25 protein-coding genes are annotated in these 23693 nt (G+C 68.8%); 17 read left to right on the plus strand and 8 right to left on the minus strand.

What is annotated here, in order from left to right; translation table 11 throughout:
- Positions 1-34: 34 nt before the first annotated feature.
- A complete protein-coding gene (locus ACFVN5_RS05445; RefSeq protein WP_376953780.1) occupies positions 35-466 on the minus strand; it encodes a 4-oxalocrotonate tautomerase family protein in 432 nt (143 codons plus the stop codon).
- An 84-nt stretch (positions 467-550) separates the two neighbouring features.
- Here ACFVN5_RS05445 and ACFVN5_RS05450 point away from each other — a divergent pair, with 84 nt between their 5' ends.
- The gene (locus ACFVN5_RS05450; protein WP_376953781.1) at positions 551-1114 is read left to right on the plus strand and encodes a TetR/AcrR family transcriptional regulator; all 564 of its coding nucleotides are present in this window, start codon (positions 551-553) and stop codon (positions 1112-1114) included.
- A gap of 5 nt (positions 1115-1119) precedes the next feature.
- Here ACFVN5_RS05450 and ACFVN5_RS05455 read toward each other — a convergent pair whose 3' ends face one another.
- Positions 1120-1683, minus strand: a complete 564-nt coding sequence (locus ACFVN5_RS05455) for a VanZ family protein (protein ID WP_376953782.1) — start codon at positions 1681-1683, stop codon at positions 1120-1122.
- On the minus strand, positions 1680-2363 hold the full coding sequence (locus ACFVN5_RS05460) for a M15 family metallopeptidase (protein ID WP_376953783.1): 684 nt from the start codon (positions 2361-2363) through the stop codon (positions 1680-1682). The genes ACFVN5_RS05455 and ACFVN5_RS05460 overlap by 4 nt, the downstream gene beginning before the upstream one ends.
- A gap of 87 nt (positions 2364-2450) precedes the next feature.
- On the opposite strand from ACFVN5_RS05460, the gene ACFVN5_RS05465 reads away from it, so the two are divergent.
- The 3 genes from ACFVN5_RS05465 to ACFVN5_RS05475 all read left to right on the plus strand — a co-directional run bounded on the left by ACFVN5_RS05465 (position 2451) and on the right by ACFVN5_RS05475 (position 5588).
- Positions 2451-3167, plus strand: coding sequence for a response regulator transcription factor (locus ACFVN5_RS05465; protein WP_376953784.1), 717 nt, complete (start codon positions 2451-2453; stop codon positions 3165-3167).
- Positions 3160-4290, plus strand: a complete 1131-nt coding sequence (locus tag ACFVN5_RS05470; RefSeq protein ID WP_376953785.1) for a sensor histidine kinase — start codon at positions 3160-3162, stop codon at positions 4288-4290. The genes ACFVN5_RS05465 and ACFVN5_RS05470 overlap by 8 nt, the downstream gene beginning before the upstream one ends.
- Before the next feature lie 62 nt (positions 4291-4352).
- Positions 4353-5588: a low temperature requirement protein A gene (locus tag ACFVN5_RS05475; RefSeq protein WP_376953786.1), complete on the plus strand. Its 1236-nt coding sequence runs from the start codon at positions 4353-4355 to the stop codon at positions 5586-5588.
- Between the two features lie 25 nt (positions 5589-5613).
- Here the strand turns inward: ACFVN5_RS05475 and ACFVN5_RS05480 are convergent, their stop codons facing one another.
- Complete coding sequence (locus ACFVN5_RS05480; protein WP_376953787.1) at positions 5614-6048, minus strand: winged helix-turn-helix transcriptional regulator; 435 nt, start codon at positions 6046-6048, stop codon at positions 5614-5616.
- A 131-nt stretch (positions 6049-6179) separates the two neighbouring features.
- Here ACFVN5_RS05480 and ACFVN5_RS05485 point away from each other — a divergent pair, with 131 nt between their 5' ends.
- From ACFVN5_RS05485 to ACFVN5_RS05500, 4 genes are all read left to right on the plus strand, one after another.
- Positions 6180-6548: a DoxX family protein gene (locus tag ACFVN5_RS05485; protein ID WP_376953788.1), complete on the plus strand. Its 369-nt coding sequence runs from the start codon at positions 6180-6182 to the stop codon at positions 6546-6548.
- Between the two features lie 218 nt (positions 6549-6766).
- Entirely contained in the window at positions 6767-7174 is a 408-nt protein-coding gene (locus tag ACFVN5_RS05490) for a group 1 truncated hemoglobin (protein ID WP_376953790.1), read from the plus strand.
- A gap of 4 nt (positions 7175-7178) precedes the next feature.
- Positions 7179-8372, plus strand: a complete 1194-nt coding sequence (locus tag ACFVN5_RS05495; protein WP_376953791.1) for a globin domain-containing protein — start codon at positions 7179-7181, stop codon at positions 8370-8372.
- An 11-nt stretch (positions 8373-8383) separates the two neighbouring features.
- Entirely contained in the window at positions 8384-9094 is a 711-nt protein-coding gene (locus ACFVN5_RS05500) for a hypothetical protein (protein WP_376953793.1), read from the plus strand.
- An 83-nt stretch (positions 9095-9177) separates the two neighbouring features.
- On the opposite strand, the gene ACFVN5_RS05505 is transcribed toward ACFVN5_RS05500, so the two are convergent.
- Positions 9178-10347: a LacI family DNA-binding transcriptional regulator gene (locus ACFVN5_RS05505; protein ID WP_376953794.1), complete on the minus strand. Its 1170-nt coding sequence runs from the start codon at positions 10345-10347 to the stop codon at positions 9178-9180.
- Between the two features lie 149 nt (positions 10348-10496).
- On the opposite strand from ACFVN5_RS05505, the gene ACFVN5_RS05510 reads away from it, so the two are divergent.
- The 5 genes from ACFVN5_RS05510 to ACFVN5_RS05530 all read left to right on the plus strand — a co-directional run bounded on the left by ACFVN5_RS05510 (position 10497) and on the right by ACFVN5_RS05530 (position 17459).
- Positions 10497-13466: an alpha-L-rhamnosidase C-terminal domain-containing protein gene (locus tag ACFVN5_RS05510; RefSeq protein ID WP_376953795.1), complete on the plus strand. Its 2970-nt coding sequence runs from the start codon at positions 10497-10499 to the stop codon at positions 13464-13466.
- 1008 nt (positions 13467-14474) lie between these two features.
- On the plus strand, positions 14475-15305 hold the full coding sequence (locus tag ACFVN5_RS05515; RefSeq protein WP_376953797.1) for a DUF4397 domain-containing protein: 831 nt from the start codon (positions 14475-14477) through the stop codon (positions 15303-15305).
- 74 nt (positions 15306-15379) lie between these two features.
- Positions 15380-16006: a class F sortase gene (locus ACFVN5_RS05520; RefSeq protein WP_376953798.1), complete on the plus strand. Its 627-nt coding sequence runs from the start codon at positions 15380-15382 to the stop codon at positions 16004-16006.
- Positions 16007-16117: 111 nt separating this feature from the next.
- Positions 16118-16687 (plus strand): RNA polymerase sigma factor, encoded by a 570-nt coding sequence (locus ACFVN5_RS05525; RefSeq protein WP_376953799.1) that lies wholly within the window; start codon positions 16118-16120, stop codon positions 16685-16687.
- Complete coding sequence (locus ACFVN5_RS05530; RefSeq protein ID WP_376953800.1) at positions 16668-17459, plus strand: anti-sigma factor domain-containing protein; 792 nt, start codon at positions 16668-16670, stop codon at positions 17457-17459. Before ACFVN5_RS05525 ends, ACFVN5_RS05530 begins: the two co-directional genes overlap by 20 nt.
- 62 nt (positions 17460-17521) lie before the next feature.
- On the opposite strand, the gene ACFVN5_RS05535 is transcribed toward ACFVN5_RS05530, so the two are convergent.
- Positions 17522-17740 (minus strand): hypothetical protein, encoded by a 219-nt coding sequence (locus ACFVN5_RS05535; protein WP_376953801.1) that lies wholly within the window; start codon positions 17738-17740, stop codon positions 17522-17524.
- 117 nt (positions 17741-17857) lie between these two features.
- On the opposite strand from ACFVN5_RS05535, the gene ACFVN5_RS05540 reads away from it, so the two are divergent.
- On the plus strand, positions 17858-18268 hold the full coding sequence (locus ACFVN5_RS05540; protein ID WP_376953802.1) for a hypothetical protein: 411 nt from the start codon (positions 17858-17860) through the stop codon (positions 18266-18268).
- Between the two features lie 58 nt (positions 18269-18326).
- On the opposite strand, the gene ACFVN5_RS05545 is transcribed toward ACFVN5_RS05540, so the two are convergent.
- Together ACFVN5_RS05545 and ACFVN5_RS05550 are read right to left on the minus strand one after the other, a co-directional pair.
- A complete protein-coding gene (locus tag ACFVN5_RS05545) occupies positions 18327-18734 on the minus strand; it encodes a hypothetical protein (protein WP_376953803.1) in 408 nt (135 codons plus the stop codon).
- A 123-nt stretch (positions 18735-18857) separates the two neighbouring features.
- Positions 18858-19292: an Hsp20/alpha crystallin family protein gene (locus tag ACFVN5_RS05550; protein WP_376953804.1), complete on the minus strand. Its 435-nt coding sequence runs from the start codon at positions 19290-19292 to the stop codon at positions 18858-18860.
- 298 nt (positions 19293-19590) lie between these two features.
- On the opposite strand from ACFVN5_RS05550, the gene ACFVN5_RS05555 reads away from it, so the two are divergent.
- From ACFVN5_RS05555 to ACFVN5_RS05565, 3 genes are all read left to right on the plus strand, one after another.
- Positions 19591-20424 carry an alpha/beta fold hydrolase gene (locus ACFVN5_RS05555; RefSeq protein WP_376954323.1) on the plus strand — a complete coding sequence of 278 codons (834 nt, stop codon included), beginning with the start codon at positions 19591-19593 and terminating at the stop codon, positions 20422-20424.
- An 84-nt stretch (positions 20425-20508) separates the two neighbouring features.
- The gene (locus tag ACFVN5_RS05560; RefSeq protein WP_376953806.1) at positions 20509-20859 is read left to right on the plus strand and encodes a cupin domain-containing protein; all 351 of its coding nucleotides are present in this window, start codon (positions 20509-20511) and stop codon (positions 20857-20859) included.
- Between the two features lie 657 nt (positions 20860-21516).
- A complete protein-coding gene (locus ACFVN5_RS05565; protein WP_376953808.1) occupies positions 21517-23673 on the plus strand; it encodes a glycosyltransferase in 2157 nt (718 codons plus the stop codon).
- The last annotated feature ends 20 nt before the right edge of the window (positions 23674-23693 follow it).

Genomic DNA, 23693 nt, shown 5'->3' on the forward strand with positions numbered 1-23693 from the left:
TGGCGGGACCTGCTTCGCGTCGTCCCTCGTCCGCTCACTCCGGCGACAGCCGTGCGAGCTCCGCGCGGGCGAGCCCGACGATCTCCTCGTTGGTCTGCGCGTGCCCGAAGAGGCCCCAGCCGCCGGGCTGCGCCTCGGTCAGCAGCACCCACACCCGGTCCTCCGTGATCAGGCCTCCGGATGCCTCGACGACCAGGTCAGTGAGTCGGCGGACGACGGCGAGCTGCTGTTCGCGGTCGAGCGCGCCGTCGTTCGTGAGCACCTGGACGCGGACGCCGATCGACGAGCCCGCGGCATCCGAGATCGCCGCAGCCGGCAGCTCATGGACGAACGCGACCGTATTGTTGCGGAACAGCGGGATGTCAGGGACCCGCTCGACGTCCTTCACGATGCTGGCCGCGCTTCGGGCCACCTCGTGGGGATCGGCGAACGTGCCGGCGGGTGCGTGGAGGTCGATCATCGGCATGATGGCTCCCTTCAGATTATGACGCTCATCATAGAAGCTAGTATGACGGTCGTCCTAGTAGCCTGAGCAAGACGGGGAGGACGAATGGCCGGAGACACCCGAGCGAGGATGGTGCGCGCCACCCAGGTGCTCATGGCGAGCCACGGGTCGCACGGCACGTCGTTCACGGACGTCCTCGCGGCATCCGGGGCGCCTCGCGGTTCGCTCTACCACCACTTCCCGGGCGGCAAGGACGAGTTGGTGCGGTCGGCGGTCGAGGTCGCCGGCGCGAACGCCCTCGCGGCGCTCGAGGCGTCACGCGGGAGGCCGGCGCCCGACGTCGCCGCCGGCTTCATCGACGCGTGGCGGCGGCTGCTCGTTGCGACCGACTTCACGGTCGGATGCGCCGTCGCCGCGGTGACCGTGGACGCCGAGACCTCCGAGCTGGTCGAACGAGGCGGCGAGGTGTTCCGTCAGTGGACGGCCACCCTGTGCGAGCTGCTCACGGTCGGTGGGGTCCCGGAGGCACGTGCCGGAGCGCTGGCCGCCCTCCTCATCGCCGGATGCGAGGGCGCGGTCATCATGTCTCGCGCCGAACGGGACCTGGCGCCGTTCGAGCAGACGGCGACCGAGCTCCTGCGCCTCATCGCGACGGCGACGGCGGGCTGACCTGTCTACTGGAGCGGCATGGTTCGCTGCGGGCCGGGGTCGTGGCCCGGCGGTGCGTAGTGCACGGGGGCGGCCGCGACGACCGCGCTCGCGACGAGCAGGATCGCCGTCCCGGCAGCGCAGGCGCGCGTCATGACCGCGGCGGTCCTCGCTCGGAGCCGACGGCGCACCGCGGCGAGCAGGCCGAACCCCGCCAAGCCGCCCACGGTGTTCGCGATGACGTCGGACACGTCCGAGCTGCCGACGGCCAGCACGTACTGCGCGACCTCCAGAGCCACGCTGCTCGCCGCGAACACGACCGCGGCCCTCCACCGCGACCACGCCGGCGCGAGGAGGCCGACGTAGACGCCGAAGGGCACGAAGAGCAGGACGTTCGCCACGACCTCGAGGGGGCGGCTGGCACCCGTACCGGGCCCCGCCACGAACGGGACGAGCTTGATCACGCGCCTCGACTCCTCGCCGAGCCACGGGAGCTCGACCTTCCACAGCACGATCCACACGAGCAGCACGAGGTAGACGGCGAACATCACCACCAGGGCCGTTCTGCCACCGGTTCGCTCCCCGGTCACTGCTGCATCCTCGGATCCTGCGTGGGGTCGGCATACGTGGCTGGGCAGCCGTCGCCGATCGCCTCGGGGCGCAGCTCGACGTGCCAGGGCTCGTTGTCGTACGTGGTGCACAGCCCGAACGCGGAACCGTGCTCGGAGAGCCACGCGGTGGCGTCGTACGACCCGATGTCGACGGCGTCCCCGGCGACGTGGGCGGAGGTCTCGGCGGTGGCGACCCAGCGGGCGGCCTCGGCTTCCGAGCCGTACGTCGAGACCGCCTCCCGCAGCAGCTGGTCCTGGTACTCCGCCGAGCGCCAGCCGCTGTTGACGAAGAACTCCACGCCGTCGGCGGAGGCATCCGTCGCCGCTGCGCGCAGCGCCGACAGCAGCCCGGCGTCGAGGTTCGCGACGCCGGGGTACCGATCGTCGAAGACGGTCACGCCGTCGGGCAGGACGCCGTCGGCCTCGGTCACGGCGCCGTCGGCAGCGGATGCCGCGCGCCCCGGTTCGCCGTCAGGGACCTCGCCGCCACCGCCCTCGTCGGCGACCCGGCCGGGGGCCTCCCCGAACGAGCTCGCCGACGACACCGAAGACCAGGCGACGGATGCGCCGGTGATCGCGGCGGCGGCGACGGCGAGGCCGACCGCGAGGAACGCGATCGTCCTGCGCAACCGTCGTCGTGCAGTCAGGGTTCGATTCATGCCGCAAGTCAAGGCGGCGGCGCGTTGCAGGCCCGTATGCGATTTTCGATAGGCCGACGATATGCGCGGCCTTCTAGCATCGAGTGCATGCGCGTTCTGGTCGTCGAGGATGAGCCGTACATGGCCGAGGCCATCCGCGACGGCCTGCGGCTCGAGGCGATCGCCGCCGACATCGCCGGCGACGGTGATACGGCGCTGGAACTGCTGAGCATCAACGCCTACGACATCGCGGTGCTCGATCGTGACATCCCCGGCCCGTCGGGCGACGAGATCGCCGAGCACATCGTCGCGTCCGGCAGCGGCATGCCGATCCTCATGCTCACCGCCGCCGACCGGCTCGACGACAAGGCGTCGGGCTTCGAGCTCGGCGCCGACGACTACCTCACCAAGCCGTTCGAGCTGCGGGAGCTCGTGCTCCGGCTGCGGGCGCTCGACCGCCGTCGCGCCGTCAGCCGGCCGCCGGTACGGGAGCTCGCGGGGCTCCGCCTGGATCCGTTCCGTCGCGAGGTCTACCGCGACGGACGGTACGTCGCGCTGACGCGGAAGCAGTTCGCCGTGCTCGAGGTGCTCGTCGCCGCGGAGGGCGGTGTCGTGAGCGCCGAGGAGCTGCTCGAGCGCGCATGGGACGAGAACGCGGACCCGTTCACGAACGCCGTGCGCATCACCGTCTCCGCGCTGCGCAAGCGCCTCGGCGAGCCGTGGCTGATCGCCACGGTGCCCGGTGTCGGCTACCGCATCGACACCGGCCCCGAGTCGGACGGCGGGGCCGTCGGCGCGGAGACCGGAGGGGGCGCGCGTGGCTAGGGAGCCCGGACTCAGCGTCCGATTCAAGCTCACGCTGAGCTACGCCGGGTTCCTCATGGTCGCCGGTGCCCTGCTGCTCACGGTCGTGTGGCTGTTCCTCCTGCGGTACGTGCCGGCCGAGGCGATCAACACGATCGGGGGATTCGTCCCGGGCCGCGACGACCTCGTGCGCGCGTTCGTCCCGGCGGTGGCCTGGGCGATGCTCGCGCTCCTCGTGTTCGGGCTCCTCGGCGGGTGGATCCTCGCCGGGCGCATGCTCGCGCCCCTGGCGCGCATCACAACGGCGGCGCGCAGGGCGGCCACCGGTTCGCTCTCGCACCGGATCGAATTGGAGGGTCGCCAGGACGAGTTCCGCGAGCTGGCCGACAGCTTCGACGCCATGCTCGCGCGGCTCGAGGCGCAGGTCGCCGAGCAGCAGCGCTTCGCGGCCAACGCCTCGCACGAACTGCGGACGCCGCTCGCGATCACGCAGACCCTCCTCGACGTCGCGCAGCACGATCCGCGCCGCGAGCGGGATGAGCTCATCGAACGACTCCGCGTCGTCAACTCCCGGGCGATCGAGCTCACGGAGGCGCTGCTCCTGCTCAGCCGCACCGACCAGCGAGCCTTCACCCGGGCGCCCGTCGACCTGTCGCTCGTCGCGGAGGAGGCCGCCGAGACGCTCCTGCCGCTCGCCGAGAAGCACGGCGTCGCCATCGTGACGTCGGGCGAGGTCGCGACCACCGTCGGCTCGCACGCGCTCCTGCTGCAGCTGACGTCGAACCTCGTCCACAATGCGATCGTCCACAACCTCCCCGAGCACGGCACCGTGCAGCTGCACACCGCCGTCGGCCCCGAGTCCGTGACGCTCACCGTCGAGAACACGGGGGAGCAGCTCAGTCCGCAGCTGGTCTCGACGCTCACCGAGCCGTTCCAGCGCGGCACCGAGCGCATCCGCTCCGACCACGCCGGCGTCGGCCTCGGCCTGGCGATCGTCGCGAGCATCACCCGCGCGCACGACGGATCGATGCGCATCGTTCCCCGTGACGGCGGCGGACTCCGCGTCTCGGTGCAGCTGCCGGCCGCGGGCATCGCACCGAGCCGCGGGGTGGTCGCGCCCGCCGGTCCGCCGAGTGTCGCGTAGCGTCCGCGGAGCGGGTGCGTCGCCGGACCGGTGACCCGGACCGTGCGGTGTACCGTACGGGCATGAGCCTCACGCACCGGCTCGTACGGATGTCGGGTCGAGACCCCGCCGAACGGCATCGCGCCCCCACACCGCTCGAGCTGCTCTTCGACCTCACGTTCGTGGTGTCGTTCAGCGTCATGTCCAGCGAGACGGCGCACGCGCTCGAGGCGGGCCACTGGGCGCCCGGGATCGCCGCGTTCGTCCTGAGCGCCTTCGCCGTCGGCTGGGCATGGGTGAACTACTCGTGGCTCGCGTCCGCCTACGACAACGACGACCTCCTGTTCCGGCTCGCGACGCTCGTCGAGATGATCGGCGTGGTCGTGATCGCCCTCGGCCTGCCGCCGTTCTTCCGATCGATCGAGGAGGGACAGCACGTCGACAACTCGATCATGGTGGCCGGCTACGTGGTCATGCGGGTGGCGGCGATCATGCTCTGGCTTCGAGCCGCGAGGGATGATCCGGAGCACCGACGCGCGTGCCTGGCGTATGCCGGGGCGATCGCCGTCGCGCAGGTCGGATGGGTCGCGCTCATCTTCCTGTCGCTGCCGGTCTGGGGCACGTTCGTCGCGTTCGGCGTGCTGACGGCGGTGGAGCTGACCGGCCCGATCATCGCCGAGACGCGCTTCGGCGGCACCCCGTGGCATCCGCACCACCTGGCCGAGCGGTACTCGCTGCTCGTGATCATCACCCTCGGGGAGATCGTCTTCGGCACGGTGCTCGCGGTCTCCGCCGCCGTCGACCGGGTGGGGTGGTCCCCCGAGGCGGTGCTCATCGCCTTCAGCGGGACCGCACTCGCGTTCGGCATGTGGTGGCTGTACTTCACGGTGCCCGTCGGGCGCCTCCTGGCGCGACATCGCGGTCGCGCGTACGGATGGAGCTACGGCCACATCCTCGTGTTCGCGGCCGTGGCGGGCACGGGCGCCGGGCTCCACGTCGCTGCGACGTTCATCGCGGGCGAGGCGCATATCGACGCCGTGGCCGCGGTGCTCACCGTGGTCGTCCCGGTGCTCGTGTACGAGCTGATGCTGCTCGCCCTGTACGTGCTGCTCCTGCGGTCGACGGATCGGCTCCATCTCTGGGCCTTCGCAACGGCCGCACTGGTGCTCGCCGGTGCGGTCGTCGCCGTCGCATCCGGGGCGAGCATCGGCATCGGGCTCCTGCTCGCCGCCTGCTCCCCGGCGCTTGTCATCGTGCTCTACGAGACCGTGGGTTACCGGAACGAGGCGGCTGCACTCGAGCGGCAGGCGCCCGAGTGACCGGCGGCTGCCTGGGCTCGCGCCCTCAGCGCGTGGTCGCCGCCGCTCGAGCGCTGTTCGCGTCGAAGCGCTCCCGCGCGTCGGTGATGCGCGGGTAGTTCTCGATCGCCCACCCGGCCAGGGCCATGGACGGCTGGATGAGGGTGCGGCCGACGTCGGTCAGCTCGTACTCGACGCGCGGAGGCACCTCGGCGTGCACCGTGCGCGCGACGAGGCCGTCGCGCTCGAGCTGGCGCAGGGTGAGCGTCAGCATCCGCTGCGAGATGCCGGGGATGTGCCGTTGCAGCTCGGTGAACCGGAGCAGGCCGTCGTTGAGCGTGACGATCACGAGCAGCGACCACTTGTCGCCGATGCGGTCGAGCACCTCTCGCACCGCGCGGCCGTCGCCGTCACCGCGGCTCGCGCAGGCGCCCTCGTAGTCGCTGCGAGCGGGTTGGGGCTGCGATCCCAGGATCGTCATCGCATCCTCCGATGTTGCTCACGCACACGCATGTGCCTTCTGCACGCGGATGTGCCTTTTGCACGTCCTTCAATACTCACGCATCATGTGGTTGCACACAAACAGTAACCATTGAACCTGAGAGGGATCCCATGCTGATCGCGTTCTGGATCGTCAGCGGCCTCGTCGCACTCGCCTTCTTCGCCGCCGGCTTCATGAAGCTCGTCCGCCCGAAGGCTGCGCTCGCGGCATCCGGCATGGCCTGGACCGAGGACTTCACCGAGCCGACGCTGAAGGTCATCGGCGCAGCCGAGGTGCTCGGCGCCATCGGCATCGTGCTGCCCGCGCTCACCGGCATCGCGCCGATCCTGAGCCCGATCGCGGCATCCGCTCTCGCGCTCGTGATGGTGGGCGCCATCGTGGTGCATGTTCGCCGGAAGGAGAATCCCACGGTGAACGTGGTGCTGCTCGTGCTCGCCGCGACGAGCGCCGTGCTCGGGTTCGCGGCGCTGCTCGGCTGAGTCGGGTGCGCGGGACACTCCCGCAGCTGTGAAATCCCCCGGCACCGTGCCGTGTTCCGGTCTCGAGCCGACGCCCGAACAGCCTGATGACGGGGACTTTCGCCTCCCGATGCCACAGTACGGGCGTTTCCACAATGCCGACCTGACGGCTTCAGGTGCGCGGTTCGACTCTGCTAAGAAAGGAACACCCCTGCCCTGCCAGTGATTGGAACCCACCGATGAACGACAGCCGTAACGAGCAGTCCGACAACCAAGCGCGCAGCGACTACGAGGCGGTCGGCGGCGGCCAGGCGGTCGCTGCGGTCGTCGACCGGTTCTACGTCCTCATCCTCGACGACGACCGACTCCGCGGGTACTTCGACGGCGTCGAGATGGACCGACTCAAGCGACACCAGACGGCACTCGTCTCCCAGGTGATGGGCGGCCCGGTCGAGTACACCGGCCGTCAGCTGCGTACCGTCCACCAGGGCAAGGGCATCTCGACCGATGCCTTCACCGCCGTCGCGGGTCACCTCGTGACCGCACTCACCGAGGCCGGCGTCGAGCCCGCGATCATCGACCGCACGGTGACTGCGGTCGCCGGCACGGCACCCGACATCATCGAGATCGACACGGCGGCCGGGTGACGCGGTGGACACCGCTGCGCTGAAGCGGACGTGGGCGGCGGCGGAGAGCCTCGGCGACGAGGTGCCGCTGTTCTTCTACTCGCACCTGTTCCTGTCGCACCCCGAGCTGCGGGGCATGTTCCCCGTCTCGATGGCGACCCAACGCGATCGTCTTGTCGGCGCGCTCGGCCGGATCGTGTCCAGCGTCGACGAGCTCGGCGAGGTGGTCGGGTTCATCGAACAGCTCGGTCGCGACCACCGGCGCTTCGAGGTCATCGCGGCCCACTACAACGCGGTCGGGGCCTCCCTCCTCGCCACGCTCAAGCACTTCCTCGGCGACGGGTGGACCGACGAGGTCGCGGCCGACTGGGCCGAGGCCTACGGGGTGATCGCCACGGTCATGGTCCAGGCAGCCGAGGCTTCCGAGTCGACCAGCCCCGCCTCCTGGGCCGGGCACGTGACCGCGGTGGATCGTCGGGGGATGGACCTCGCGGTCATCCAGGTCCGCCCCGAACCGCAGCTGGCTTTCGTGCCGGGCCAATCCGTCGCGGTGGAGATCCCGTCGCGGCCTCGGCTGTGGCGCTACCTCAGCCCGGCGAACGCGCCGCGTGCCGACGGCACCCTCGAGTTCCACGTCCAGATGGTCCCCGGCGGCCAGGTCAGCAGCAGCATGGTGCGCCACCTCGAAGCCGGCGAGACCGTGCGCATCGGAGCCCCCGTCGGTCAGGAGCTGACCCTCGACGAGGACGAGCGTCGGCGCGACCTGATCATGGTCGCCGGAGGAACCGGCCTGGCCCCGCTGCGGTCGCACCTGGAACGGATCGACCAGGACTGGCAGGCGACCGGCCAGGCTCCGCAGGTCCACCTGTTCCACGGTGCGCGCCTGCCCTGGAACCTGTACGAGAACCGGCTGTTGAAGAACCTGTCCACCCGCCCGTGGTTCACCTACACGCCGGTGGTCTCCGACGACCCCAGCTATCCGGGCCGCAAGGGCCTGGTGGGGGATGCCGCGGCGGAGAGCGGCTCGCTGCACGGACGTCTCGCGCTGGTGTGCGGATCGCCCGAGATGGTGCGCCACACGGTCTCCCGGCTCCGCGCCGGAGGGATCGCGCGGTCGGACATCCGGTTCGAGCAGTTCGCAACCCTCGACGAAGACAGCCACGAACTTCACCACCACACCCATGAACCGGAGCCGGCTGGGCTGCCGGGGAGCGAATAGGGGTACCACGCATGTCGCTGAACGAGATCGACCCCGACAACATCGCCGATTCGGGCACGGGGCCCGAGCACGACCTGGCCGTCGCGGTGAGCCACCTCCCCGACCCCCATTCGGTGGAGTTCACCATGAAGATCCGGGGCGGCGCCTACGACCGCCTCGAGGTCGACAACTTCATGCGCGACCTCGCGACCGCGATCTCCGAGGTCAAGGCGGCTGCGGCCAGCACTCGGCAGGAGCTCGCCGAGCTGCGAGCCGCGAAGGCGACCACCGGAGCGTCCGGCCCCGCCTCGGACGACGAGATCACGGCCGGAGCAGTCGGGTTGCTCACCCAGGCCCAGCTGATCGCCGACAAGGCCGTGGCCGACGCCGAGCAGTACGCCCGCGACCTCGTGCTCACCGCTCGCAACCAGTACCGCGAGATCCTCGAGCGCGCCGAGACCACGGCCAGCCAGGCTGCAACGGCGACGGTCCCCGCGGAACACGGTGCGCTGGTTCCCGAGATCGAGTACGTCCGCACCTATGCGCAGGTCGCCCAGGTGCAGCTGCGCTCGGTCCTCGACGCGCTCACCGAACAGGTCGATCGCCTCGGCAGCCTGCCCCAGCCCTCGCCCGATGCGGTTGCGCCGGCGGAGGACGCCTCCGACGAAGACGCCGACGACGAGGGCCCGACTGGCGAGCCCGAGTGGCAGCCCGCGCCGGCGCGGTCGGAGGCCGCCGAGTAGCACCGGGCGCAGTCGAAGCGCTGCCCCGACGCCACCCGGAGCCTGTCCGCCGGCGGCAGGCTGATGCACGCTCGTAGTGCGCGTCAGCCCGTGGCCCCACCTCGGAGCGTGGAGGCGCGTGACACGAGCTGCGGCTCGAAGAGGATGTGCCGGCTCGGAGTATCCGGCAACTCGCCGGGACGAGCCGACGCGACCAGCTCCATCTCCTCGAAGAGCAACTCCACCGCGGCAACACCGAGTGATTCGGCCGAGACACGGACCGACGACAGGGGTACGGCAGTCGAGGCGGCGAACTCGATGTCGTCGTAGCCGATGACGGCCACGTCGGAAGGGATCCGAATGTCGGTGTGCACCGCGAGATGCTGGATGACGCCGATCGCAAGGAGATCATTCGCGCAGAACAGTGCGTCTGGGCGGGCCGACTCGGCTCGCGCCGCGATGTCCGCGGCGACAGCAGCACCCGCACCGACGCTGCGTTCCGGGACCTGGATGACCTCGAACGTTGCGCCGCGCTGCTCATCCATCGCTCTCAACGCCCCCTGGAGGCGGTCGCTCATCTGCCTCAGCTCGGGCGAGGTGGTCACGAAGGCGACCCTTCGGCATCCGATCTCGAGCAGGTGCGAGACGGCCAGGTATCCGCCGAGGATGCCGTCGGCCGACGAGGAGGCCAAGGAGTCGCTGGTCGCGAGCCGTGCGCTGAGCACGCTGGGAGTGCCCCGACGTTTCAGCTCGAGGAGGTCCGTCTCGATCTCGCCGACCGGGGCGATGATGAGCCCGCTCACACGTTGCATCTCGAAGAGCTCGATGTAGCTGCGCTCCCGATCCGTCGATTCCGTGTCGTTCGCCATGAGCACGTGCATGCCCCGGGCGGCCACCTCGCGCTCGATCGCGTTGGCGATCCCCGGCGTGAACGCACTCATGAGCTCGAACGCGATGTAGCCGACGACGGGGTTGGTGCCGGCACGAAGGCGCCGAGCGGCGTCGTTCGGCACGAATCCGAGATCCCGGATGGCACGGCGGATGCGATCCCGAGTGTCGTCGGAGAGGCGGGCGGGCCGATTGAAGTAGTTCGACACCGTCGAAGGCGACACGTTGGCCGCGGCAGCGACGTCCTTCACGGTGACCTTGCCCACGTGGATATCTTCGCTGAAATCCAGGAATGTGACCGCACAATTCGATGAGAGCGGTACCACGATGCAACCAGTGAGGCAGTGGGTCTGAAATTCAGTGGACCCATTGGTAAATCGTTGCAATTGCCCTACAGTGACCTGAACGGGATGAATCGATTCACCCCATGTTCACGATTACGGCTCAAAGGAGAGAAATGCGATCGAACAGCGCGGCGTCTCGGGCGAGGAGCGAGACGCCTCCCACCACAACCCGGCGATTCACACGAACGTGCATGGCGGCGAGCGTCGTCGCTGCCCTGGCGCTCACCTCCCTCGCCGTGCTGCCGGCACAGGCGGAGGAGGAGCAGGCATGGCAGGACGAGGTCCTCGGAACCGGCGAGTCCACCCTGCGCCCCGAGGTCGTCGCCGGGTCGTTCGGCAATGTGACGAATGCCGAGGCGCTCGTCGCCGGCGGCAGCGGGTCGGCCACCCTCAGCTGGGACGGCACGGGACTCGCTCCCTACGTGATCCTGGACTACGGACCGGTGGTCGGCGGCCTGCCGTACTTCACGGTGGACTCGTCGTCGGGCACCGTCGGTGTCCGCACGGCGTACAGCGAGAGCTTCAATTACATCAGCCGCAAGAACGAGTCGCAGCTCGTCAAGCCGGCTGCGGCCGGCTCCGAGACCGTCTACGTGACGAACACGACGCAGATGACGGTGGGGCAGTCGCTGCTCATCGGAACCGGCGCGGACCAGGAGTCCGCGACGATCGTGAGCATCGGACTCGCGGCGGTCTCCACGACAGCGTTCGCGCCGATCGCGCCCGGCGCCACCAACGTCGAGGTGACGACGACGAACAACTTCCCCGTCGGCGCCGAACTGCTCATCGGCACGGGGTCCAGCCAGCAGGCGGTCACCATCACCGCGGTCGGCAGGACCTCGAGCCAGACGACGCTCGCCGCCGCCGCCGTTGCGGGCGCGACCAACATCAAGGTGGCCTCGACCACCGGCCGTCAGGTCGGCGATGTCCTCGACGTCGGCGGCGAGAACGTCACGGTGACGAGTGTCGGCACGGCCGGCGCCGCCGGCACGGGTCTCGGAATCACGGCGCTGTCCGCCGATCGCGCCGCCGCGACGCCGGTCGTCTTCCACGGAACGGGACTGTCGTTCGCCCCGGCCGTCACCGCGGGCTTCGATGCCGGCACGACGCTGCGCAACCCTCGCACGGGTGTCACCGTCAGCCCGCTCGCGAAGGACCACGCCACCGACAGCGCCGTCGTCAGCTCCCCCGGAAACGTCGTCGGCGACAACGCCGGATACCTCGGGACCGGCGTCGGCTCGCCTCGCAACCGCGTGACGCAGGTGACCGGCGCAGGCACCTACACCACCCCGGCGAACGCGCTGCAGGGCGGCATCCGGTTCCACGCGGTGACCCTGACCACGCCCGGGACCGTCACCATCTCCGATGTCGGCGTGGAGTCGAAGTTCCCGAACTACGGCCCCGACGACTACCAGGGCTGGTTCCTGTCGAGCGACGAGGTGCTGAACGACATCTGGTACACCGGCGCGTACACCGTCGACACCAACATGGTGCCGACCGGAGCCCAGAACAACAGCACGTTCCCGGTCATCCTCGACGGCGCGAAGCGCGACCGCCGGATCTGGGCGGGCGACCTGTTCAACGCAGGTCGGTCGACGTACACGGCGTTCGGGTACGGCCCGAAGGGATCGGAGTACATCGAGAACTCGATCGGCGTGCTGGGGTCGCGCCAGGCCGCCAACGGGTCCGTCCCCGGCGAGTCGGCCAACTGGACCTCGGTCCCGGCGGTCGCCCAGTTCTACTCGACCGCGTACTCGATCTACTTCCCGGTCGGCCTCGTCGACAGCTACCGCTACACGGGAGACCTCGACTTCGCGATCTCGCAGTACAGCAGGCTCAAGGCGCAGATGAACTACAACCTCGGCCTGGCCAACGCGGACGGCCTGATCGTGACGACGTCGGGCAGCGACGGTCGCGACTGGGACTTCTACGACGGCGGTCGTGCGGGAACAGTGACCGCGACGAACGTGCTCTACTACCACGCGCTCACGGAAGCGGCGTGGCTGGCGGGCCACATGATCGAGAACGACCCCGGCAACGCGGACGCGACGGTCTGGGCCGCCGACGAGGCGGCATGGGAGGCTCGCGCCACCCAGGTGAAGGCCTCGATCAACGCGACCCTCTTCGACCCCGTGCGTGGCGTCTACAAGATGTCGAACGTCGACACGGGCAACAAGTCGGGCAACGCCGTGCCGCAGGACGCGAACTCGATGGCCGTGCTGTGGGGCGTCGCGCCCGAGGACAAGGTCTCGGGCATCCTCGATTGGATGAAGAACAACCTGTGGGGCGACCAGGGCCCCCAGCCGTTCTCGCCCGAGGCGAACAACTCGACGCTCATTAGCACGCACATCTCCGGATTCGAGCTCGCTGCTCGGTACGAGTCCGGCAACACCGATGACGCCCTCGCCCTCACCAAGAACCTCTGGGCGAGGATGGCGAACCCGGACGACCCGTTCTACACCGGGGCGTTCTGGGAGAACCACCAGCAGAACGGCGACCTCACCGACGCGAACAAGAGCCTCGCGCACAGCTGGGCGAGCGGTCCGACGTGGAACATGTCCGCCTACCTGCTGGGCGTGAAGCCGGTCGAGCCCGGGTTCGAGACCTGGACGGTCAAGCCGCACCTGTCGGACCTCGAGTGGAGCGAAGGTCGAGTGCCGACGCCGAACGGCGACATCGACGTCAAGTGGACGCAGGACGACGCGAAGGTCATCGACCTCGACGTGACGGTTCCCGAGGGCACCAGTGGCGAAGTCTGGGTGCCCTTGGCATCCGAGGACAGCGTCAGCATCGGCTCCGAAGGCGCGACCTTCACGGGTCGTGAGGACGGCTACGACGTCTACGAAGTGGCCGAGGGCGGGGACTACTCGTTCACGTCCGCGGTCACGATCACGGCGGACACGCCCGTCATCGAGGGCGACCTCAATGTCGGCGGGACACTGAAGGTGACGGGCGACTGGTCGCCGGGCAACGCCGAGCTCACCTACAACTGGTACCGGATCGGCGCGCCGACCCCCATCCAGTCCGGTCCCTCGGACAGCTACGTGCTGACCGACAAGGACAAGAACCGCCGGATCTTCGTGGAGGTGACGGGGTCCTTCGGGACGCTCGATCCGCTGACGGTCCGGAGTGCGACCACCGACAAGGTGGCCAAGGGATAGGTCTGTCTGGCCTGATCCCAACGCGGAGTGGGTCCTCCCTCGGGAGGACCCACTTCGCGTCTCCCGGGAAGTCCCTCGGCCTGCGAAGGCTCGGATCGATGTCGGTCGGGTCGCGTCGAGGATCGACGACCTCGTGAGCTGCGCCCGCGATTGCCTGCTTCGTCTCTCCGTTGCGCGCTGACGAGTCGTGGGCGGGCGGATTTGTCAAGGGGCGAGTCGCCAGGCTCCTCGTGGCGTTTCATTGGGCTGCTTGCGACCGGCGGAGCTCCTGGGCGCATCGGCGGAGTGGAGGCAGGAATGGCTGCAGGATCAACGACCTCGTACGTCGTAGGCGTGGTCGCCGCGATGTTGGCGGTCGCAGCGTGCGCGGGCGCCGCCGTCCTGGTGAACCTTCCGGATGTCGTCTCAGCCTTCGGGATTCCCGGATGGGTCTCCGTCTTCGTGAGCGCGGCAGCCGTCGTGCTCGCGGTACTGGTGACCGCCGTGGGGGTGTTCGCAGGGATTCCGCGTCGATGGTGAGAGTGACGGCCGCAGGCGGTGGTCGACCCTGAGCGCACGAGGCGATAGCGAGTGGCTGGGAAGTCAAGGGGGACTCCTGCGATTTCGCGTATCCGTACCAGCGATGTCGGATGGTCTCAGCCGATCCTAGGGGCATCGGCGAGATGTCGGCCCGTCCGCCGCAGTCGCTTGGGGGCGAACGCGTTGAGGGACGGGCCGGCACACCAAGCGAATGCAGCGGTCGTGCACGCGACTCCACCGACCGTGCGCAGCCACCCGTCTCCGCTCGTGAGGAAGCGACGGCGACTGCGAGCGCTCTGATGTGCACGCGAGATTCTTCACGACGGATGCCTCCGGTCGAGGTCAGCCGGAGGCGTCCGTCGTCCGGCCACGGTGTCCGCTATCGAGGAATCCGCCTGCCACTGCATCCGATCGCCACCTCCCTGCGGAAGGAGATGGTGAACGGAACTTCGGATGCTCCGCCTAGCGGGGCCGAGACCTGGAGGAATCATGAACACGATCATGGTCGGCATCGGAGCTGGGGCGCTCCTGGCCCTGGGAGCCGCGGTACCGGCGGACGCGGCGGAGGGCACGGCGATGTTGTCGGTGCTCCACGGCGTGCCCGACCTCACCGTCGATGTGTACGTGAACGGCGAACTGACGCTCGACGACTTCGAGCCCGGTGATCTCGCCGGCCCACTCGAGCTGCCGGCCGGCACCTATACCGTTGCGATCACCGCGTCGGATGCCCCCGACGCCTCGCAACCGGCGATCGGGCCCGTCGATCTCCCGCTCGACGCTGGCGGCGACTACACCGCGGTGGCGCATCTCGACGCGGATGGCGATCCGACCGCGACCCTGTACGCCAACGATGTGTCGGGCATCGCCGCAGGCCAGGGGCGACTCACCGTGCGCCACGTGGCAGCAGCGCCTGCCGTCGACGTGCTCGCCGGAGGTCAGCCCGTGATCACGAACCTGAGCAATCCCGACGAGCAGACGCTCGAGCTCGCGCCCGGCACGGTGTCCGCATCCGTCGCCGCGACCGGGACGACCGAGCCGGTCATCGGACCGGCTGATGTGACCGTCAGCGAGGGAACGCTCACGGTCGTCTACGCCTGGGGCAGCCTGGAGGACGACAATCTCGCGCTGGCCGTGCAGACGGTCACCGGCATGCAGTCGGCACCGGACGGGGTCCCGGCCGGCGCTGCGGGCCTGGTCGCGAGCAACGGTCCCGAGCAGCAGCTGCGGCTGTGGTCGGGGATCGCGTTCGCCGTCGTCGCCGCCGCCATGCTGGCCGTGCTGGTCGTCCGCCGCCGCGTGGTCGCGAAGGCGGAGCGCTGAGCCCGATGCGGGGAGCGGATGTCGCGGTCGCACTCATCGGGTGTTCGGCCGCGGCTTCCGCCGTGCTCGTGTTCATGACGGGACCACGATGGACCTCGGCGGAATCGGGGGCTGAGGTGGCATCCGTGGCCGCCGCTGCTGCGGCTCCGGCCTCCCGGGCCGGGACGAGCGCCGGAGACCTGCCCGATGCCGTCACGGACCCGCTCGATGTGCCCAGGCAGTCGGCGGCGTTGGACGCCCAAGGTCCGGCGCCCGCGTCGCCGACGCGGCTCGAGGTCCCGTCGCTCGGCATCGACGTCAGCGTGCAACCGGTCGGCCTCGACGAGCAGGGCCGCATGGCGCTCATCGACGACCCTGCCGTCGCCGCCTGGTATCAGTACGGACCGGCGCCGGCGAGTGCATCCGGGTCCACGGTGATCGCGGCGCATGTCGACTCGCTCACGTACGACGTGTTGCCGTTCGCGCGACTGCGGGACGCGTCGCCCGGCATGGAGATCGTCGTCACGGATGCCGCGGGAGCGCAGCATCGGTATGCCGTGCAGGGCCGCGGCCTGGTCCCGAAGGACGACGCCGACTGGGATGGGGCCTTCGATCGTTCGGGGCCGGCCCGACTCACGCTCGTCACCTGCGGCGGGGAGTTCGACTACGGCGCGCGTCGCTACCTGTCGAACCTCGTCCTCACCGCGACGCCGACCCGATGAGCGGAGGGATGGATCGCTATGCTGACTGCGGGGGCGCGGGCGACCCGGCGCCTGCCAGGCCGAGCGGAAGCGCCCGCTCTTGACGGTCGACGAAGGGGTGGTCGTCTGGCGGTGAGCACGGCCTTCGACGCGATGGACGATCAGGAGTTGGCGTCCGCGTTCGCAGCTGGCGACGAGCGCGCCTTGCGCGAGGCGTACGCTCGTTGGTCGCCGCTGGTCTTCCGCCTCGCGCTCCGCTCGCTCGGTGAACGCGGGGACGCCGAGGACGTGACCCAGCAGGTGTACATTTCGGCGTGGCGGGCCCGTGCGACGTACGACGCCGAGCGGGCGGCGCTGGGTGCGTGGCTCGTCGGGATCACGAAGCACCGCATCGCCGACGCGCATGAGGCGCGGGCCAAGGCGCGACGACTGCAGGACACACTCGCCGCGGAGGCCTTCGCAGCGGGGGATGCGTTGCCCGATGACGGACTCGCGGAACGGGTGATGGTCGCCGAGGAGCTCGAACGCCTCGAACCGGTGCCCCGGAAGGTGATGCAACTGGCGTTCTACGACGACCTCAGCCACTCGGAGATCGCCGAGGCGATGGGACTGCCGATCGGTACCGTGAAAAGCCATGTTCGACGCAGCCTCATCCGATTGCGCAGACGTTGGGAGGTGGACGATGGACCACATCGCGCCTGAAGATCTCGCCGTGCTCGCGCTTGACGGCGAGGAGCCGACCGGTGAGATGCGTGCCCACCTCGATGCGTGCGAGGAGTGCCGCTCCGAGTTCGAGGCGATGCAGCGGACCGTTTCCTTGGGTCGAGGACTGCGCGGGGCGGACCTCGAGGTGCCGCCGCCGTCCGTGTGGAGCGGCATCCATGCAGAGCTCGACCTGGATCCGGCCCTTGCCGGCGATCCGATTCCCGAGCGTAACCGGCCCGACCTCCAGGCCCAGGTGCGTCCGCTCGCGCCGAAGGTCCAGAACGAGCCGTCCGGCGCCGGGACGTCGCGTCATCGAAATCGAGCCTGGTGGCCGATCGCCGTCGCCGCCGCGGTGACCGGCGTGCTCGTTGGCGTCGGTCTGACGTTCGCGTTCGCCCGGCTCGGTGCCGGCGACACCGACTCCGCTTCGCAGGTGCTCGCGACCGCCCAGCTCGACGCGTTCCCCGGATGGAGCGCCTCCGGCACCGCGACGGTCGAAGCGGACTCCGACGGGAATCGCAGCGTCGTCGTCGATCTCGATGCGACGATCCCGCCGGGCGACGTCCGAGAGGTCTGGCTGATCCGGGCGGACGCGTCGGGCCTCGTCAGCCTCGGCCTCCTCGACGGAGACTCCGGTCGATTCTCGATCCCGCAGAACATCGATCTCGACGAGTACACGCTCGTGGATGTCTCGGCCGAACCGGTCGACGGTCAGCCTGCCCACTCGGGTGATTCGATCGTGCGCGGGGAGCTCACCCGCCGGGCATGAGCCGAGGGCCCGGAAGGAAGGTTCCGAGCCCCCGACGACGTGCCGAGTATCGCCTGCGCCGCTCAGCCGGCGCAGATGCCCCTGGCGGTCTCGTTCTTGCCTTGGCCGCCGAGCGCCTTGACCACGTCTCCGACGTTGGTGAACCCGAGGGCGCCTTCGGTGTTGATCGTCTTGTGCACCTGGCCGAAGCAGGCGACGTCGGCGGGTGCGGCGTTGGCGGCGCCGGCCGCACCGAAGGTGGCGAGCGCGGCGATGAAACCGGTGGCGAGGATGCGCTTCATTGGACTTCCCTTCTGTCGGCGGGCGCGAGTACCACCCGCTACCAGTACTTCCACGGCCGGCGCGGGTTCGGATGCACCTCATCGCGAAAACCGTGAGCCCACGCGTACGCTGGGCTCGTGGGTACCTTCTACTACGGTGACTCCGGAACCCCGATCGGCATCGAAGATCGCGCACTCGCACACGTGAAGGTCGCCGTCACGACGAAGCTGCGCCGCGGCGAGAGCTTCACCTTGTCCTGGCGTCACACCGATGACCAGCCCAGGGGTCGCAGCACCGTCTGGCTCCATCCCTCGATCCCGGTCCGCTTCGTGTTCGATGAACCCGAAGCGCCCGAGATCAACCGAGACTGGCTCGAAGAGCTCATGCGCTCCGCGAACAGCACCGGCGGCATCGAACTCGTGCCCGAGCATCTGGATGCCAGCCCCATTCCGGTCCCCCCTGACCAGCCCGTCCAAGTGGGCGTCGATGTTCAGGAGGTCGCGGCGGAAGCTCGCGACACGGGCGCGTCGTCGACAGTCGTCAGGTAGTGATGGGTGAGCGGCGCTCGAGACTTCCTGCATCGGCGCGGGTCGTGGAACGGCTTGATTACCCTGGTCTGGTTCCGTAGATGAACTCCTCGGCATGGGCGACCGCCTTCTTGAACGAGTCGTTACGGAGTGCGATGGAACCTTCGCCACGGGAACTGTCGCTGGCCGGATCTTCGACGTAACCCGTCAGCCCGGGAGGTCGGAGGACCCAGATGCCTCCGTGTGGTGGAAGGTAGAAGATGGCGAACGAGCGAGCGGATGGGTCGTTCTCCCAGACGGGAACGACCGCGACCGCGGCTCCGGTGTCGACGTTGATCCATTGGGCTCGCGGTCGGGGCTGGTCCTTGTCGTACACGCTCGGATCGAGGAACGGTGCCGTGCCGGATCCCCACTTCTGTTCGAACCGCTCATGGAAGATGGGGAAGAGGGTCCGGTCGTAACGCCGCCACACGTCATGAGCTTGCATCTGTCTCATCTCCTCGACGTGATGAGGCCGCGAGTCAGCTGGATGGCGACTCGGGCGAACGGAGAGTGCGAGAGGCCGCTCCGCCGAACGGCGAAGCGGCTCCTCGATCGTGATGGCGGTTGCTCAGCTCGACGACGCCGAGATCTCGCGCTCGGAGTTCGGCGCGCTCTGCACCTCGACCTTGCGGGGCTTCGCGCGCTCGCTCACCGGGATGACGACGCTCAGCACGCCGTTGTCGTAGTGGGCGCTGATCGCGGCGGTGTCGAGCCCGTCGCCGAGTGTGAGCTGGCGAAGGAACGAGCCGCTCGGTCGCTCGTGGGCGAGCCACTGCACGTCGCTGTCGGAGCGCAGCGTGCGCTCCGCCCGGATCGTGAGCAGCTGGCCGTCGACGTCGACGCCGATCGAGCCGGGGTCCACGCCCGGCAGGTCGGCCGAGAGCACGTAGTGGTCGCCGTCGCGGTGCAGGTCGATGGGCATCACGCGAGGCCCCTGCCTCGAGTCGAGCATGCCCGCAGCGAGGCGGTCGAGCTCACGGAACGGGTCCCAGTACATGGCCATGGCTTTCTCCTCCCTGATGTCGGCCGTTCGGCCGGTTCCAAGAGTTGAGTCGATGTCGCTCAACTACGGCCAGATTAGCACTCTCGGGTAGAGAGTGCCAAGAGAAGATCGCGAGCGGATGCCGCGGATCGACGTGTATTCGCTGGCGTACCGGCGGCGAGTGCGACCCGGATCACCCGGCTCGAGGTTTCCGCGCCGTGGTCTGATCCGGTACCTGTGTATCCGCCCGACCCGATTGCGGTTGGGGCATCGAGGAGGGAGCATCGCTCCCATCGCAACGTGGCGGAGGGATTCGAGAATGGGCACGATCACTGTGGGCGCCGAGAATTCGGCACCGATCGATCTGTACTACGAGGATCAGGGCATCGGACGCGCCGTCGTCTTGCTCCATGGCTGGCCATTCGATGGCCGGTCATGGGAGCCGCAGCTGCATCCCCTGCTCGACGCCGGTTACCGGGTGATCAACTACGACCGTCGCGGGTTCGGTCGTTCGAGCGCTCCCATCACCGGATACGACTTCGACACGCTCAGCGCCGACCTCGACACCGTGATGCGGACGCTCGATCTCACGGATGTCTCGCTGGTCGGCTTCTCACTCGGGACGGGGGAGGTCGCACGGTACATCGGACGCTACGGCACTGATCGGGTTCGGAGCATCGTGTTGATCGAGAGCCTGACCCCCACCTTCGCAAAGGGGCCGGACAACCCGCACGGCGTGGACGCCGCGGGCGTCGACGCGACGCAGCAGGCGATTCTCGCCGACCGCTACGCGTGGCTCACGGGCCTGCTCGGCGACATGCTGAACCTCGACGAGTACCTCGGGAAGCGGGTCAGCGACGAGAACGTGCGCGCGATGTGGTCGGCCGGCGTGGACGCGTCGCCGTGGGCGACGTGGGCCTGCCCCCGCACCTGGCTCGAGGACTTCTCGAGCGACATCCAGAAGATCGACGTGCCCGCGTTGCTGCTGCACGGCACCGCCGACCGCATCCTCGACCTCGAAAACCAAGGTCGGCGCGCCCACGCAGCAATGCCCGATGCCGAGTACATCGAGATCGAGGGTGGGCCGCACGTCGGGTGCGTGACGCATGCCGAGGAGATCAACGGTCACCTGTTGCGTTTCCTCGCGACGTGAGTCGCGGCGGGCCGGTGCTGCCGTATGTATGCGGGGGCAGCGGACCGTGGAAACTCGCGAACGACGACGAAGGGAGACGGAACCATGACCGACGACCCACGCGACGAGCTCACGCAGAAGCTGAAGCGAACCGAGGTGCAACGCGCCGCATCCTCGATTCCCGGCCGGGAGATCGTGCAGGTGCTCACCGAGATCCCCGTCGGAGTCTCTTCTGGCTGGCACCACCACCCCGGGGAAGAGGTGGGCTACATCGTGGGCGGCACGGTTCGGATGGAGATCCGCGACGCCACCACGCTCACGCTGAACGCCGGCGACGGCTTCCTCATCCCGCCGGGCGTGGCGCACAACGCGACCGATCTCGGCCCCGAGGTGGGTCACATGCTCTCGACGTACATCGTCGAGATCGGCGAACCCCTCTCGACGCTCGAGCCATGACCGAAGCCCGCGGCACGGAAGGGACCCTCTCCTCGACGCGGACCTGATGCAGTGCAGCTCAGCCGAACCCTCCAGCTCCATGACGAGCTGACGTAGCAGCCCGGCGAGCTTCTCGACCGTGGGCACCGAAGTGGTGGCCGTACTCGTCGATGAGCGCACGTGGGTCCCGATGCTCCGAGGGTGTCTGTGCCGCGCGCCGACTCGGGTGGATCAGCCACGTCGCCGGATTCGAGTCCTTCGCATTCCAATCCCAAGTCGATGCATCCGATGCACTGAACGAGCCGGAAGGAATTGATGAGGGTGTAGCGCGCATGCTGCGGTGCTGCAAGCCTCGACGCGGATCACATTCGGAGGACAGATGTTCGAACGACTCCTCAGTGTCGTCATCCCCTCGTGGGCACACCATTCCAAGGGACGCTCGCCGCATGTTCGATCGGCTCGTGCTCTGCACTACCGACCGCCTCGAGGTTCACATGCTCGAAGTCGGATTCCTTCGAGCTTCCCGCACTTCGCGAGAACCGTCGGATGCGAGATTCACACCGACGATGGATGTCGGCGCCCCAGGTCGGAACCGATACTCGGCCCAAGAGTCGCTGTTCTTCACGGACCTTGCACAAGCGATCGAAGGTTGCAGAGCCTGAGGGGAGGGGAGCAGCTTTGCGAGTACTGACCGCGCTCGATGGCGTGTACCGTGCCAGAACGATCGTGGAGGCACTGCGCCTCGCCGACGACTTGACCGCTGAAGCCGGGCGAGACGCCCGGGCTTCCACCGTTCGACTGCTGTCGCACGTGGTCAGGGGCGATGACGAGCTCACCGCTGTTGCGTGCATGCATGCACTCGGAAGCGTGCACGACGAACAAGCTGGACGTTGGCTCGTCCGGTTCCTCTCCGATGATCGGGCCTTCGTCCGACAGCACGCGGCATGGGCTCTCGGAGCGGGGCAGCCGCGCGCTGACACCATTGGCGCACTGTTCGAGATGACCACGGCCGGCGGATTCTCGGGAATGCTCGCTCAGCAGACCCTCGAGCGGTGGTCGTCCTCAGCCGCCGACCTGGTGGTGCGAGGTGCCATACACGTCCTGGCCCGCACCGACGAGTCCGAGGCGCGCGCACGTGTGGTGGAGACGATGGGCCTGGTTCCAGGACCGATGCCGATCACGCCACTCGCGGATGTGGCGATGGATGCGAGCGAGTCCGACCCCGTTCGGGCCACCGCGGTTTCGGCATTGGGTCAGCGGCCCCCGTATGCTCGGCTCACCAGTCTTGTCAGGTCGTTCACCGCCACAGATGGATCGCTGGCGGAGGTCGCACGTCTCACGCTCATCGACATGCAACCATCGACCGCGATTCCGCTGCCGCACGATGAAGGACTCACGGTGGCGCAGCTTTTCCTGCATGCCGACATCGATTCGTACTTGAGCTCGGCCGGATCCGGTGATAACGGCGGCATCGCCACACTCCTCGTGAGGTTGGGCGATGCGCTCGCCAGTGATTCTGGTACTGGAGTGGGCCGCGTCCTCACCTTGTCGCGCGGCTCGACGAGCGACGGGATCCGAAGCCTCTCGGCACTGAGCACCGGCCGACCGGGGCACTCCTTGGTGCAGGTTCCCCTGTACCGAGTCGCCGAGTCGGTGGCAGAGGCTTGGCCGATGAGGGCCGCGGTGCGGCTGGGGATTCGACGGATCCTGCAGCACGCGGGCAACGTCGATCTGTTGCATCTCCGGATGGCCGACGTCGGCAGCCTGGCCGCCGCGGATGTCGCCCGTGATCTCGGCATACCGTACGTGTTCACATTGGCCCCCGACCCTCACGCGCTGATCGACTCGCTCGAGGGATCCGGCGCCCTCCGCCGTGACAACTTCGGTCGAGTCGATTTCGCCGAGCATTTCTGGTTCCGGGCGCAGTTGGTGCAACGACTCGCGGCCGGAGCCTCGCGGACGGTGCTCTTTCCGCGACCCCGACTGCACGAGGAACTACGTCGACTCGTTGGGATCGATCTCACCGTGACTCCAGCGCGTCACGCAGTCGTGCCGGAGGGAGTCGATATGAAGGCGATCGACCTGGCGATCGCTGACGTGCGAGCACACGCTGAAGGCGGCGAGCCAGTGCCGGCGATCGCCGAGCTGCGTGCGCTCATTGATGAACTGTCTCCGGAGCGCCGTGGTCTCCCCCTCATCGTCAGCCTCGGCCGACTCCATCGGGTCAAGGGGATGGCCACCCTGGTGAGGGCTTGGGCGCGCTCGCCGCTGCAGCGACGCGCGAACCTCCTGATCATCGGAGGGAATCTGGAGCGCCCTTCGTTCGATGAGCGCCAGCAGCTCGAGCTCATCGAACACGTCGTGCCGTCCGCGGAACGATCCGCTGCGGGCCTCCTTCTCCCCGGCCACCGCGCCAACGACATTGCGCTTCGATGGCTCGCCGCAGCGCGGCTGGGGCTTCGTGATCTGGTGGCGCCAGGCGGTGTGTACGCCTGCGCAAGCGTGAAGGAGGAATTCGGCATCGCCGTGCTCGAGGCGATGGGGACGGGACTGCTCGTCGTCACGCCGGACGCCGGTGGCCCGGCCACGTATGTCGAAGACGACGTCACCGGGATCCTCACAGCCACAACCGATGTGCGGCGCCTTCGCGTGGCGCTCGACACAGCGCTGACCCAAGCGGGTGATCCGGACAGCACCGCGCGTTCCGAGCGGTCGCAACGGATGGTCCGCGACCGATTCACCATCGAGCGCATGTCCGAGCTGCTCGGAGCGCTCTACCGTGAGGTCGCGCACGACGAACCTGGACGATTCGAACGACTGGACGTGGCGAAATGACTCTCCTGGTGATCAGTCCC

Origin of the sequence: Agromyces sp. NPDC057865, from assembly GCF_042796995.1 — a bacterium.
In the GTDB taxonomy this organism is placed as follows: Bacteria; Actinomycetota; Actinomycetes; order Actinomycetales; family Microbacteriaceae; genus Agromyces.

Coding starts and splice junctions, on each gene's coding strand:
- ACFVN5_RS05445 (WP_376953780.1), bottom strand. CDS start 466: ATGCCGATGATCGACCTCCACGCACCCGCCGGCACGTTCGCCGATCCC.
- ACFVN5_RS05450 (WP_376953781.1), top strand. CDS start 551: ATGGCCGGAGACACCCGAGCGAGGATGGTGCGCGCCACCCAGGTGCTC.
- ACFVN5_RS05460 (WP_376953783.1), bottom strand. CDS start 2,363: ATGAATCGAACCCTGACTGCACGACGACGGTTGCGCAGGACGATCGCG.
- ACFVN5_RS05465 (WP_376953784.1), top strand. CDS start 2,451: ATGCGCGTTCTGGTCGTCGAGGATGAGCCGTACATGGCCGAGGCCATC.
- ACFVN5_RS05475 (WP_376953786.1), top strand. CDS start 4,353: ATGAGCCTCACGCACCGGCTCGTACGGATGTCGGGTCGAGACCCCGCC.
- ACFVN5_RS05480 (WP_376953787.1), bottom strand. CDS start 6,048: ATGACGATCCTGGGATCGCAGCCCCAACCCGCTCGCAGCGACTACGAG.
- ACFVN5_RS05485 (WP_376953788.1), top strand. CDS start 6,180: ATGCTGATCGCGTTCTGGATCGTCAGCGGCCTCGTCGCACTCGCCTTC.
- ACFVN5_RS05490 (WP_376953790.1), top strand. CDS start 6,767: ATGAACGACAGCCGTAACGAGCAGTCCGACAACCAAGCGCGCAGCGAC.
- ACFVN5_RS05500 (WP_376953793.1), top strand. CDS start 8,384: ATGTCGCTGAACGAGATCGACCCCGACAACATCGCCGATTCGGGCACG.
- ACFVN5_RS05510 (WP_376953795.1), top strand. CDS start 10,497: ATGGCGGCGAGCGTCGTCGCTGCCCTGGCGCTCACCTCCCTCGCCGTG.
- ACFVN5_RS05515 (WP_376953797.1), top strand. CDS start 14,475: ATGAACACGATCATGGTCGGCATCGGAGCTGGGGCGCTCCTGGCCCTG.
- ACFVN5_RS05520 (WP_376953798.1), top strand. CDS start 15,380: ATGACGGGACCACGATGGACCTCGGCGGAATCGGGGGCTGAGGTGGCA.
- ACFVN5_RS05530 (WP_376953800.1), top strand. CDS start 16,668: ATGGACCACATCGCGCCTGAAGATCTCGCCGTGCTCGCGCTTGACGGC.
- ACFVN5_RS05535 (WP_376953801.1), bottom strand. CDS start 17,740: ATGAAGCGCATCCTCGCCACCGGTTTCATCGCCGCGCTCGCCACCTTC.
- ACFVN5_RS05545 (WP_376953803.1), bottom strand. CDS start 18,734: ATGCAAGCTCATGACGTGTGGCGGCGTTACGACCGGACCCTCTTCCCC.
- ACFVN5_RS05550 (WP_376953804.1), bottom strand. CDS start 19,292: ATGGCCATGTACTGGGACCCGTTCCGTGAGCTCGACCGCCTCGCTGCG.
- ACFVN5_RS05555 (WP_376954323.1), top strand. CDS start 19,591: ATGGGCACGATCACTGTGGGCGCCGAGAATTCGGCACCGATCGATCTG.
- ACFVN5_RS05560 (WP_376953806.1), top strand. CDS start 20,509: ATGACCGACGACCCACGCGACGAGCTCACGCAGAAGCTGAAGCGAACC.